General features: G+C 66.3%; 10 protein-coding genes. 7 read left to right on the top strand and 3 right to left on the bottom strand.

The features are described 5' to 3' along the window. Positions 1 to 106: 106 nt before the first annotated feature. The 4 genes from NL2_RS19000 (at position 107) to NL2_RS19015 (ending at position 2,269) form a co-directional block, all read left to right on the top strand. On the top strand, positions 107 to 922 hold the full coding sequence (locus NL2_RS19000; RefSeq protein ID WP_068077731.1) for an undecaprenyl-diphosphate phosphatase: 816 nt from the start codon (positions 107 to 109) through the stop codon (positions 920 to 922). A gap of 163 nt (positions 923 to 1,085) precedes the next feature. Next, positions 1,086 to 1,352 (top strand): GlsB/YeaQ/YmgE family stress response membrane protein, encoded by a 267-nt coding sequence (locus NL2_RS19005; protein WP_068077733.1) that lies wholly within the window; start codon positions 1,086 to 1,088, stop codon positions 1,350 to 1,352. Between the two features lie 74 nt (positions 1,353 to 1,426). Continuing rightward, a complete protein-coding gene (locus NL2_RS19010) occupies positions 1,427 to 1,732 on the top strand; it encodes a hypothetical protein (RefSeq protein WP_068077735.1) in 306 nt (101 codons plus the stop codon). Positions 1,733 to 1,993: 261 nt separating this feature from the next. Next, a complete protein-coding gene (locus tag NL2_RS19015; protein ID WP_068077737.1) occupies positions 1,994 to 2,269 on the top strand; it encodes an HU family DNA-binding protein in 276 nt (91 codons plus the stop codon). Between the two features lie 105 nt (positions 2,270 to 2,374). Here NL2_RS19015 and NL2_RS19020 read toward each other — a convergent pair whose 3' ends face one another. From NL2_RS19020 to NL2_RS19030, 3 genes are read right to left on the bottom strand one after another with little or no spacing between them, the layout of a single operon-like run. Continuing rightward, a complete protein-coding gene (locus tag NL2_RS19020; protein ID WP_084356221.1) occupies positions 2,375 to 3,868 on the bottom strand; it encodes a glycoside hydrolase family 30 protein in 1,494 nt (497 codons plus the stop codon). Further along, positions 3,858 to 5,321: a nucleoside hydrolase-like domain-containing protein gene (locus tag NL2_RS19025; RefSeq protein ID WP_068077738.1), complete on the bottom strand. Its 1,464-nt coding sequence runs from the start codon at positions 5,319 to 5,321 to the stop codon at positions 3,858 to 3,860. Before NL2_RS19025 ends, NL2_RS19020 begins: the two co-directional genes overlap by 11 nt. Further along, the gene (locus NL2_RS19030) at positions 5,318 to 6,361 is read right to left on the bottom strand and encodes a LacI family DNA-binding transcriptional regulator (RefSeq protein ID WP_068077740.1); all 1,044 of its coding nucleotides are present in this window, start codon (positions 6,359 to 6,361) and stop codon (positions 5,318 to 5,320) included. The genes NL2_RS19025 and NL2_RS19030 overlap by 4 nt, the downstream gene beginning before the upstream one ends. A gap of 168 nt (positions 6,362 to 6,529) precedes the next feature. Here NL2_RS19030 and NL2_RS19035 point away from each other — a divergent pair, with 168 nt between their 5' ends. The 3 genes from NL2_RS19035 (at position 6,530) to NL2_RS19045 (ending at position 12,810) form a co-directional block, all read left to right on the top strand. After that, positions 6,530 to 8,845 (top strand): TonB-dependent receptor, encoded by a 2,316-nt coding sequence (locus tag NL2_RS19035; protein WP_068077742.1) that lies wholly within the window; start codon positions 6,530 to 6,532, stop codon positions 8,843 to 8,845. A 177-nt stretch (positions 8,846 to 9,022) separates the two neighbouring features. Next, on the top strand, positions 9,023 to 11,266 hold the full coding sequence (locus NL2_RS19040; RefSeq protein ID WP_068077744.1) for a beta-glucosidase family protein: 2,244 nt from the start codon (positions 9,023 to 9,025) through the stop codon (positions 11,264 to 11,266). A gap of 5 nt (positions 11,267 to 11,271) precedes the next feature. Continuing rightward, positions 11,272 to 12,810 carry a carboxylesterase/lipase family protein gene (locus NL2_RS19045; RefSeq protein ID WP_245647767.1) on the top strand — a complete coding sequence of 513 codons (1,539 nt, stop codon included), beginning with the start codon at positions 11,272 to 11,274 and terminating at the stop codon, positions 12,808 to 12,810. Positions 12,811 to 12,817: the final 7 nt, after the last annotated feature.

A 12,817-nucleotide genomic window follows, 5' to 3' on the forward strand; every position in this document is an offset into this window, starting at 1 on the left:
GCCGCTTCCAGCCGTGAGGCTGTCACAAAACTGCCGCATGAAAAAGCGGTAACGAGGCGGGCAGCAGCCTTGACAGCGGGGCGTCCGCAAGCGACCTCCGCGGCCCATGGACAGCCTTACCATCACCGCGATCCTCCTCGGCATTGTCGAGGGGTTGACCGAATTCATCCCCGTGTCATCGACCGGCCATCTCATTCTCGCGACCGAGATCTTCGGCTACGATGCGCAGCAGTGGTCGCTGTTCAACGTGGTGATCCAGCTTGGCGCGATCCTGGCGGTGGTGGTGCATTACTGGCGCACGTTCTGGGCGGTGGGCCAGGGCCTGCTGCGGATGGAGCGGATGTCGCTGCTGTTCCTGCGCAACCTGCTGGCCGCGTTCCTGCCTGCGGCGGTGATCGGCCTGCTGTTCAAGCACCAGATCGAAGGGCTGCTCGGCAACCCCCTGGTGGTGTGCTGGGCGCTGATCGTGGGCGGCATCGCGATCCTGGTGGTAGAACGCTTCGCCAAGGGCGGGGAGCCCAGCGGTATAGCGCAGCTGCCGCTCAAGCAGGCAGTCGGCGTCGGCTTCGTCCAGTGCCTGGCGATGATCCCCGGGGTCAGCCGATCGGGCGCGACGATAATGGGCGCGCTGGCCATGGGCATCGAACGCCGCACGGCGGCCGAATTCAGCTTTTTCCTCGCGATTCCGACGATGCTCGGCGCGTCGACGATCGAACTTCTCGGCAAGCGGCACGAACTGGCAGCGGGCGCGATGGGCGTCGGCTGGTTCCAGATCGCGGTCGGCTTCGTGGTGGCGTTCGTGGTGGCGCTGGGCGTGATCAAGCTGTTCGTCAGCTATGTCAGCCGATCGGGCTTCGCGCCGTTCGCGTGGTACCGCATCGTGGCCGGGCTCGCCGCGCTGGTGTGGTTGACGCTGCGCTGAACCCGGCACCAAACCGCGACGCCGGCAATCCGGTCCGATCATCGAAATTGGCGGAAATGCGTTAGGCGTCGCACATAGTATCAACGGTTTGCCGCAAATCAGGAACCAAATGACGCCCGCCGGATTTTCGGCTGCAGACTCCAGTTAAAAGGGACTTTGCAACATGGGCCTCATCATTCTTCTGATCGTCGGCGGCATTCTCGGTTGGCTGGCAAGCATCGTCATGCGCACGGATGCGCAGCAGGGCATCTTCCTCAACATCGTGGTCGGCATCGTCGGCGCTCTGCTGGGTGGTTTCCTGCTGGCTCCGCTGATCGGCGGCGGCAGCATCACGGCGGGAATCACGGCCAGCACGCTGATCGTCTCGTTCCTCGGCGCGGTTATCCTGCTTGCCATCGTCAACCTGGTACGTCGCGGTTCGGTGCGCTGAGCCAGCGCTGATTTGTTTCAACCCAGGGGGTGGTACGCAAGTCCCACCCCCTGAATCATAAAGGGGAAGTACGAATGAAAAGCATTATGAAGGGCGCGATGATCGCTTCTGTCGCCGTTATGGGCCTCAGCCTCGCCGCTTGCGACAGCAAGAAGGACGAAGCGGTCGAGCAGAACGCCGATGCCATGAAGTCGGCGGGCGATGCCACCGGCGACGCGATGGATGCCACGGCTGCTGCCATGGACGCCAGCGGCGCGCCGGAAGCGTCGGTCGCTGCGGTCGAGAACAAGGCCGATGCCGTTCGCGACAAGGCGGACAAGAAGGCGGACGCCATGGAAAAGGCCGGCGCCGACGCAATGGATACCAAGAAGAAGATGTAATTCTTCTTGTCGGTTTCGACTCTCGCTGCAGGGTTGAACGAGGGCCGGGGCGATCCCCGGCCCTTTTTCGTGCGCGGCTGCTTGGTGCTCGCGCCGTGTTGCCGCCGACCCCTGCGTGACCGGCGACAGCGCATCCAAGGCGGTAATCTCCCGCCAATCCGGATGATTTTGTAGTGGTTAATACCTTTTCACGGGCGATGGACCAACCAGATTACAGTCGCTAGGAGGTGCATCACCACGTTTTGGAGGAAATTCTGTCTCATGAATAACAGTGATCTTGCCGACAAGCTTGCCGGCGACAATGGCCTGACCAAGGCCGATGCTCGCAAGCTGGTCGATGGCGTGTTTTCCGCCATTGCCGATGCCGCCGCTTCGGGCGACGAAATCTCGTTGAACGGCTTCGGCAAGTTCAAGGTTAAGGCAACCCCTGCGCGCGAAGGCCGCAACCCCTCAACCGGCGCGACCATCCAGATCGCTGCCGCAAAGAAGCTGACCTTTGCACCCGCGAAGGCGGTCAAGGACAAGCTTAACGGCTGATCCCGGACCGGCGCCCCGGCAGCCCGGGGCGCCGAACTCGGCCTGCCGCACAGTTGACTGTTCGACTGTGCAATGCCCGACCGGCGGCTCAACCAGCCGGGATCTTCACGCCAGCATCCCGGCCGGAATGACGATCGTGTTGAACGAATCGCCCGGCAACGTGGGCCGGAACAGCTTGCCCCCGATGCTAAAACCGATGCCCAGCGGCTCGGCGGTCTCGTTCTCGACCACGATCACCAGGTCGCCGTTGGGGTTGCGGAACGCCATCTGGTTTTCGTAACCGAGGAAGCTGGTCGCGGGCACATAGCGCGCACCCGGCGCGACCAGCGCCGAAACGTGGCGCAGCACCCAGTAATCGTTGGTCAGTTCGTACGTGCCGCGCGCGGTGTCGACCGAGACCAGAGCGTTCTGCGGCCAGCCCCAGCCCGACATGCCCCCCAGCGGCATCGCCATGTTCCAGTAATGCCAGGCACGCGCCCCGGCCGCGAAATAGCGGCGCATCGTGGTCCAGCAATAACGCGCGTAATGCCAGTCGTTGGTGCCAGTGCCGCATTCCTGCTCGCTGCCCCAGATCGGCAGTTGCGGAAACTGGCGCTGGATGTCCTCGAGCGCGCCCTTGCCTGCCCATTGCACGCCCACGCCCTTGATCAGCGGCCCGGCCTGCGGATCGGCCAGCACTTTGGCCAGGAAATCGGCACGCGGGCGCTCCAGCGTGCCGAAGAAGATGCCCGTGTCCACTTTGGCCATCTCGCGGCCCAGGAACGGGATGAACCGTGCCAGCCCTTCGGGCGTCCAGGTGCAGCTGGGGAACGGTTGTGCAGAATTGAATTCGTTCTGCGGCATGACCATGCCGATGCGGATTCCCGCCTTGCCGTATTCCTCGACATAGCGGCGGAAGTATCGGGCATAGGCATCGAAGTAGCGGTCTTCCTGGATGAACGTGTTGCTGCCTTCGGCGCGGATCTGGTCGGGCCGGATGCCGGTGTCCGGCTGACCGGGCCAGGCGGGGGCACACGAATAAAACCGGTTGGTCTTCATCCACGTCGGCGGCGACCACGGCGAGGCCCACAGGCTCAGCTTGGGCTGGTGCACCTGCGCCGCCTTGATGAACGGGATCAGCGTCTCGCGATCGTTGGCGACCGAAAAGTCCTTGAGCGCAAAATCGCCGTCGGTCTCGTCATAGCTGTACCACTTGCGCGAAATGTCGTTCGCGCCCAGCGGCGTGCGGCACACGTTGAACGCCGCGCCGCCGGCGCCGAACAGCGCGTCCAGCGCCGCGTTACGCCGCGCGGGTGACAGCGCGGACAGCGCCTGCCAGCCCTTTTCGGTAAACGCGCCGCCGAAACCGTCGATCGGTTGCCGCGGCTGGTCGAGCGAAACCTGCACCTGCTGCGCGAACAGATCGGCGGACAGCGGTGTCATCGCGGGCGCAAGCAAAGGCTGCCAGCGCGCGGTCTGGGTCGAGGAATACCAGCGGATGCCAGAAGCAGCCGCGCCTGCCGCAACGGTTTGCGCGCGCGCGATCGGTACGCCAGCGGCCACCGCGCCGGCACCGATCAGGCCCAGCGCCGCGCGGCGGGAAAGCGTATCATTTGTCATCATTCACCTCGATCACGATGCGGCGGTAGCGGGTCAGTGCGGGGTGGCCGTTGTCCGTCACGGCCAGGATCACGTGCGCCTGCCGCGTTGCCGGGCAGGGAATTTGCGGCAATTCGAGCCACGCGGGCGCGCAGCGCCGGGTCACGGTGAGCGTGGTGCGCGCGCTCGCAGGCGCTGACAGCGCGACTTCGGCGTTGGCCGCAGTGCCGTCGCCGCCTGCCTCGGGGTAGGCCATCCAGCGATAGGCCAGCGCATTGCCGTCAGGGTCGCGGCTGACCGAAGCGTCGAGCGCGATCGTCGTCCCGGTGTGCGCAGGCAACTGCAGCGGCGCGTCGCCGCCCTGCCGGTTGACGACCACCACCGGCGGATGGTTGGCGCGCGCATAAGGCAGCAGCGTCCAGTCGATCCGCGCGGCGAAATCGTTCTGGAACGCCTCGCGCCAGCGCCAGATCGTCGCCTGGTCGGACGTGTGGCCATCGACGGTATCGGCCGAGGTTGCGCGGAAGAAGCTGTCGCCGCCTTGCGTCCAGATCGGCCGCGTCTCGCCCGGCGGCTGTCGCAGCACGTACCGCCCGCCCCAGCCGCCCCAGTCGGGACGGACGCCCGCCTGCAGCCCGTTGGGGATCAGCCCGAGGATCGACGGGGTGTCGCCTTCCATGATGAACAGGAATTTCGGGTAATGCGCCCCCAGCGGGCCCTTGCGAATGTTCGTGTCGAGCCAGGCGTTGGTGACGGTGGTGAAATCCGCGCCCTCGCCATTGCGATAGAAACGGTCACCCGAAATCCCGGTCCAGGTGGCGCGGGCATAGTCCGCACCATCGGGATTGGACGGGCTGACGATGTAGAACAGTTTGGGAAATTCGCGGCGGATCCACGGGCCGGCATCGTCCTGGTCGCTGATCGAATAGACCCGCAGGCGCGCGACGAGCGCGTCGAACCGGTCCTGCGACAGCGTCCGCCGCGCGTGTTCCAGCGCTTCGGCCAGCACGCTCGCCCCGCCCCAGATCGACACCCACAGCGGTTCATCGGATGACGTTTGCGCCGCCGCCAACAGGCCGAGCGCGCCGGGCGATGGGTGGTCCGCGTCGATCGCGGCCAGGCCATAGCGCGGAATGCCGGCCAGCACCCGTGCGTGCAGCAGTTGCGCATCGGGCCACCCGCTCGCGTTCTGGCGCAACATGGGCAGCGCCTGCGCATAGCCGTCGATCACGCCGTGCGCGATTTCGGGGGCGATCTTGGCGCGCTGCCAGGTGCTGGTCACCGCGACGATGGCCTCGATGTCGATCTCGTTGGCGTACAGCAGCAGCCGGACCAGCGACATCTGGTCGTCGGGCTCGTTGCCGATGTCGGTCAGCACCACCACGCGCGGGCGGGCGGCGACCGGCGCTGCGCTCGATGCCAGCATGGCGGCGCCCAGCAGAATGCGGACGATCCACGCCGGCAGGGCGGTCACCGCGCCGGGCCGACCGAGGCGCGCTCGACGATGCGATAGCTCAGCAGCAGTTGTGTATCGGCGGGACCGTTGCGGTGGCGCGCGATCAGCATGGTGGCGGCCTCGCGCGCCATTTCGTCGATGGGCTGGTACACCGTGGTCAGGTACGGCCAGACCGACATCGCGATCCAGCTGTCATCGAACCCGACCACCGAAACGTCGCGCGGCACCGACAGCCCCATTTCGGAACAGGCGACGATCAGGCCAGCCGCCATGTCATCGTTGGCGGCAAAGATCGCGGTGGGGTGCTTGCGTGCCGACAACAGGTCCCGCCCGCCCGCGATCCCGCCAGCGAAGCTGAAGCCGCCGAAAGCCTCGGGCACGATGATCTCGGGGTTGAGTTCGCGCAATTTACCCAGAAATCCGGCGCGACGGGTGCCGGCTGCGCCATGCTCTGCGGGGCCGTTGATCAGCCCGAAGCGGCGATGGCCGTTGTCCCACAGCATCGTTGCGACGGCGGCCGCCGCCCCGGCATCGTCGATCTGCACCGACGCCGAGCGCCCCGGATCGAGCACCGGTGCGATCCGCGCGTAAGGCACGCCGCGCTGCTCGAGGAACTCGAGCACCAGCGCGTTGTCGGTCAGCGGCGGGGTCAGGACGAAGCCGTCGCTGCGGCTGTGGCGCAAAATTCCGTCGAGCTGGCTGCGCACACCATCGCTGTCCCGGGTCGAATCGATCGAGTCGATGCGCAAGTGATAGCCGTTGTCGACGCACGCGCCGTACGCCCCGTTCATCACTTTCATCGTGTAGTTCGGGCTGGGATTGTCGAACAACAGGCCGATGGTGAAGCTGCGCGATCCGGCGAGCGATCGTGCGGCGGTGTCGGGAACATAGTTGAGAGCCGCGATCGCTGCCTCGACCTTCTGGCGCAGCTTGGGCGAGACGTGCGGCTCGGCGTTGATGACCCGCGACACGCTCTTGTTGGACACGCCGGCAAGGCGCGCGACGTCGGCCATCGTGGCGTGGCCGGGCGCAGGCAGGGACGGGTCGGACAGGTTCATGGCACGTGTTTAGCCGTATGTATCATAAATGACAGGTTCGTTCATATTTTGACAGCGGTGTCTTGACTGCGATGTCAATTGAAGTCAACGGTCGTATCGCGATCGATTGCACAGGTCGCGATAATGGCGGGGAGCTTAGATTCCCGCAGGTTTTTTGGGAGGGAATCGATGAAGAAGCTGCTTATGGCCGGCACGGCCATACTCGTAACCATGGTTGCCTCGCCCGCTTTCGCACAGGACACCGCGCCGCAGGATGCGCCGCAGGCCAACACGGCCCAGTCCGTCGACAAGGGTGAGATCATCGTCACGGCCACGCGCTCCGAGACGCGCCTGTCGAAGACTCCGGTCGCCGTCTCCGCCATCACCGGCGACGCGTTGCGCAGCCAGGGCATCACCAGCCCGACCAATCTCAGCAAGGACGTGCCCAACCTGTCGATTGACCGCACCAACGGTCTCCAGATCACGATCCGCGGCATCACCAGCACCGACGGCACCGAAAAGGGCGATCCTTCGGCCGCGTTCCTGCTCGACGGCGTGTACCTCGCCCGGCCGCAGGAAGCCGATGTCAGCTTCTTCGATGTTCAGCGTGTCGAAGTGCTGCGCGGGCCACAGGGCACGCTGTATGGCCGCAACACCACGGCGGGCCTGGTCAACGTCATCACCAACAAGCCGGAACTGGGCAAGCTCGGCTTCGGCATCAACGGCGGCTACGGCAACTACAAGGCCTATAACGCCGACGGTTATGTCAACGTGCCGCTGGGCGATATCGCCGCGCTGCGCGTGGCGGGCAGCTTCGACCAGCGCGACAACTACTTGCGCGCGCTCCCGGGCGATCCGGTGTCGATCAACCCGTTCCGCAAGAGCTACGCAGGCCGGGTACAATTGCTGATCAAGCCCAACGACCGGCTCAGCATCACGCTGCGCGCCGACTACGCCCGGCTGAAGGGCACGCGCATCACCAACGTGCGCAAGGAGAATTTCTTCAAGGCCAACCCGCTTGGCGGCGATCCGCTCAACATCAGCCAGGGCGTTCCGGTCAACACCCTGCTGACCCGCAGCGCGTTCACGCCGCTCAATCCCGGTGCCGTCCAGTTCGGCGCGGGCAACAGCGCGACCCAGCAGCCGACGATCAACAACAAGGCCTACGGCTTCGAAGGCGAGCTGAACTACGACTTCGGCCCCGCGACGCTGACCTACATCGGTTCGTACCGCCGCTACTTCGCCAACGAGAACCAGCTCCTCGACTTTGCCCCGGGATTCTCGCTGCCCGATGTGTTCAACGGCAACTACAAGCAGCAGCAGCATGAAGTCCGGCTGACGGCGAACGACCTTGGCCCGCTCAAGCTGCAGGCCGGTTTCTATTACTTCAAGGAAGACTCGGCGATTGCGCTGTACCTCTTCAACTTCGTCCCCGGCGTGCCCGTGTTCGGCTTCCCGCAGGCGACCAAGTCGCATTCGACCGCAGAATATGTGCAGGCGACGTATGCGATCACCCCCACGATCCGCCTGACCGGCGGCGCGCGCTACACCAACGATTACAAATTCCGATATGGCCATACGGTTGACCAGCAGACGCTCACCTTCAATCCGGCCACCGATCAGCGCTTCCAGAACTCGGCGACGATCGCGCGGATCAAGCACACCAAGTTCACCTTCCGCGTGGGCCTTGATGCCGATCTCGGTTCGACCGGCCTAGTCTATGCCTCGGTCGCGACGGGCTACAAGGCGGGCGGCTTCAACGATGGCTGCGAAGCGGGGACGACCACGTCGGGCGAGGCCTGCAACCAGGCGCGTCCGCTCAGCCAGCTGTACTACCAGCCCGAAACGCTGACCGCCTACGAAGTGGGCATCAAGGACCGCTTCTTCAACGACATGGTCCGCGTTTCGGCTGATGTGTTCCACTATGAATACAAGAACCTGCAGCTGAGCCAGATTGCCCCCGCACCCGGCGGCGGCGTCAACCAGGTCACCCAGAACGCGGCCAGCGCGCGGATCACCGGCCTCGAATTCGAGGCCACGATCAACCCCAGCCCGCGCAACAAGATCGACATCGCCTATACGTACACGAAGGCCAAGTACGTCGCGTACTGCCCGCTCGGCTTTGCCGCCGGTTCGACCACGGCGTGCAGCGGTCCGAACTATGCCGGTCGTCCGCTGGATCGCACCCCACGCCAGACGGTGAGCGCCGGATACACCTACACGCTGCCGTTCGAAAACGGGGCCAACGTGCAACTGGGCGGTCACATCAAGTTCTCGGGCCAGTATGTGCTCACCGACTTCGGCAGCGCGGTCCAGTACCGCAATCCCAGCTACCACAAGTCCGACGTCAGCATCACGTTCAACGCGCCGGACAACCGGTTCTACGTGCAGGGCTTCGGATCGAACCTCGAAAACGCGATCACGCTCTCGGCGATCGATGGTTTCGGCAACGTCGTGCCGCAGGATCCGCGCACGTACGGCGTGCGCGCCGGCTTCAAGTTCTGATCGCCGTCGTGTCCGCGCCGATCCGCAAGGTCCCGGCCGGACCGAACTGACAACGACGGGGCGGGCCCGGTCTCCGGACCGCGTCCGCCCCGATCGTTTTGCAAGATACGCATCGAAATACACCGAGCCGCACAAGACCGAGCCGAACAGGGCCGGAATTTGGGAACAGAGGATCACATGAAGCACAGTCTTTCGTTGTCCGCCGCCATCGTTGCCATCGCGATCGCCGCCCCCGCTGCTGCAAAGCCCGCCGCCGGTCCCGCCGGTGCCACCTCGCCGCAGGCCGCTGCCGCCGCGATGGATGCCGCATCGACCCGCGCCGCGCAGACCGTCGCCAAGATGACGGTCGATGAAAAGACGGTGCTCACCCACGGCATCATGCCGCTGCCGTTCGTCGAGAACGGACCACCGATCCCCGCCGAAGCCGTTCCCGGCGCGGGCTATGTTCCCGGCATTCCCCGGCTCGCCATCCCGGCGCTGACCGAATCCGATGCCAGTCTGGGCGTGGCGTACGTCGGCGGCCTGCGCAAGGACGGCGCGACAGGGCTGCCGTCGGGCGTGGCCCAGGCAGCGAGCTGGAACCCCGAAGTGCTGCGCAGCGGCGGGGCGATGATCGGGTCCGAAGCGCGCGCCAAGGGTTTCAATGTGCTGCTGGCGGGCGGCACCAACCTGATGCGCGATCCGCGCAACGGCCGCACGTTCGAATACCTCAGCGAAGACCCGCTGCTGTCGGGCATGCTGGTCGGCGCGGCGATCAGCGGCATCCAGTCCAACCACATCATCTCGACGATCAAGCACTACGCGCTCAATGGGCAGGAAACCGCGCGGCAGTTCGTCGATTCGCGGATTTCCGAATCGGCCGCGCGCGAAAGCGACCTGCTGGCGTTCCAGATCGGCATCGAGCAGGGCCAGCCCGGATCGGTGATGTGCTCGTACAACCAGATCAACGGCCACCACGGCTGCGACAACGACTGGACGCTCAACCAGGTGCTGAAGCGCGACTGGCGCTGGAAGGGCTTCGTGATGTCGGACTGGGGCGCGCTGACCGGGCTGGACAACGCGCTCCACGGGCTCGACCAGCAATCGGGCGCGCAGCTCGACAAGGCGGTGTGGCTCGGTGAGCCGCTCAAGGATGCCGCAGCGAAAGACCCCGCCTATGCGGCGCGCCGCGATGACATGAACCGCCGCGTGCTGACCGCGATCTATGCCACCGGCCTCGACAGGAACCCGGTCGCGCCGGGCGGTAAGATCGATTTCGCGAAGAACGGCGACGTGGCCGAGGAAGCCGCGAAGCAGGGCATCGTCCTGTTGCGCAACACGGACGGCGCGCTGCCGCTGGCGAAATCGGCCAAGCGCATCGCGGTGATCGGCGGCTATGCCGACGGCGGCGTGCTGTCGGGCGGCGGATCGAGCCAGGTGCAGGGCGAAGGTGGCCCGGTCGCGAGCATCCCGGTGGTCAGCGACAGCCCGTTCGCGGCGCTGATGGCGCAGAATTTCCAGCGCTCCTCGCCGATGAAGGCGATCAAGGCGCAGGCGCCCAACGCGGTCGTGACCTTCCGCGACGGTCGCTACATCGCCGAAGCGGTGGAACAGGCCAAGCAGGCCGACGTGGCGATCGTGTTCGCCACGCAATGGGCGACCGAAGGGCTCGACCAGCCCGACCTGTCGCTGCCCAACGGCCAGGACGCGCTGATCGCGGCGGTTGCGGCGGCCAATCCGCACACCATCGTCGTGCTCGAAACCGGCGGCCCGGTGATGATGCCGTGGCTGGACAAAACCGCCGCGGTGATCGAGGCGTGGTTCCCCGGCGCGCGCGGCGGGCCGGCGATCGCCTCGGTGCTGTTCGGCGAGACCAATCCGGGCGGCCACCTGCCGATCACCTTCCCCGCCAGCCTGGCCGACCTGCCCCGCCCGCATCTCGATGGCAGCGACACGCTGGAACCCAACTTCATGGGCGGCCCGCCGACCCCCGACGCGAAACTTTCTGCCGATTACACCGTCGAAGGTTCGGATGTTGGCTATCGCTGGAACGCGCGCACCGGGCACAAGGCGCTGTTCCCGTTCGGCTTTGGCCTCAGCTACACCAGCTTTGCCAGCAGCGGACTGGCGGTTGCGGGCACCGCTGCGAGCCTGACGGTGAAGAACACCGGCCAGCGCGCCGGGGCTGCCGTGGCGCAAGTCTATCTCGTCTCGCGCGGCGGGAAGGCCAGCCAGCGGCTCGTCGGCTTCCGCCGGGTGGAACTGGCGCCCGGTGCGTCGCAGAAGCTCTCCATGGCCATCGACCCGCGCCTGCTGGCCGACTGGACGAACGACGGCTGGTCGATGCCGGCGGGCAGCTACAGCTTCGCGTCCGGCAGCGATGCCGAGCATTTGGGGCCGGTCGTGACGGTGCGCATGCCGGGCAAGACGTGGAAGGATTGAAGGCAATGCGGATGCCGGGGATGCGGATGGCGTTGCGCGTGCTGGGGATCATTGTGGCCGGTGCGCTCGCATCCGGCCCGGTGACTGCCGCCGCGCAACAGGTGGCCACCGGCAGTGGCCCGGTGCACGGCGTCACCACCGGCGCGGTCACGGCGTTCAAGGGTATTCCTTATGCAGCGGCGCCGGTCGGTGCGAACCGCTGGCGCGCACCGCAGCCGGTCGCGCCGTGGCAGACGGTGCGCGACGCGAGCCGTTACGGCAGCGATTGCGCACAGGCGCCGTTTCCGCCTGACGCGGCGCCCATCGCCACCACGCCGTCGGAGGATTGCCTCTACCTCAATGTGTGGAAACCTGCGTCCGCTCGCAGCGGGGCGAAACTGCCGGTCATGGTCTGGGTCCACGGCGGCGGTTTCGTCAACGGCGGCAGTTCGCCGGCGGTCTATTCGGGTGAGAACTTCGCGCGCGACGGAATCGTGCTGGTCAGCCTCAACTACCGCCTCGGACGGTTCGGGTTCTTCGCGCATCCCGCGCTGGTGGACGAAGGCTACGGCGGCAATTTCGGCTTCCTCGACCAGATCGCCGCGCTGCGCTGGGTTCAGGCCAACATCGCGGCGTTCGGCGGCGACCCGGCGCGCGTGACGGTGTTCGGGGAAAGCGCGGGCGGCATGTCGATGCACATGCTGCTGCAGTCGCCGCTGGCCCGCGGGCTGTTCAGCCAGGTCGCGATCGAGTCCGGCGGCGGCCGCGACGCGACGCTGCCGATGCCCACGCTCGCCAACGCCGCCAAGGCCGGCGAGGCGTTCGCGCCGGGTGCCACTGCCGCCGACTTGCGCGCGCTGCCGGTCGAAAAGATCACCGGCAACTTGTCGATGATGACCATGGCCCAACCCGGCTATTCAGGGCCGATGGTCGATGGTCGCACGATCATGGGTGCGCCGGTGGATGCCGCGCAGGCCGGGCTCGACGCGCCGGTGCCGGTGCTGATCGGCGCCAATTCGGCGGACGGCTTTCCGTTCGTGACCGACAAGGCGAAGATCATGGCGGACTTCGGCGCCGATGCCGACAAGGCGCGCGCGCTCTACGATCCCGCCGGGACCGCCAGCGGCGATGTGCTGGCGACGATGACCAGCGCCGACCGCATGATGATCGAACCTGCGCGCGCCGTCGCCCGCGCGCTCGCCTCCCGGCAGCAGGTGTGGCTCTATCGCTTCGCCTTCGGGCACGGCAAGTTTGCCGACATGCTCGGCGGCGCGCCGCACGCGTCCGAGATTCCGTACGTGTTCGACACGGTGGGCCACCGCAAGGACCCGGTCGCGAACGCGGCGGACGTTCCCGTGGCCACGCTGATGCACCGCTACTGGGTCACCTTCGCCACGACCGGGCGACCGGATGGTGAGGATCATCAAGCGGGGGCGAACCTGCCCGGCTGGCCTGTCGCCACGGCCGACGATTCATCGGTCCAGTTGATCGATGGCCAGGGCGCCGTGCACGTCGCCGACCCGATCCAGGCGCGGCTGGATTTTGCGGAGCGGCGCGCGCACTGACAGCCAC

Origin of the sequence: Novosphingobium lentum NBRC 107847 (genome assembly GCF_001590965.1) — a bacterium.
Taxonomy (GTDB): domain Bacteria; phylum Pseudomonadota; class Alphaproteobacteria; order Sphingomonadales; family Sphingomonadaceae; genus Novosphingobium; species Novosphingobium lentum.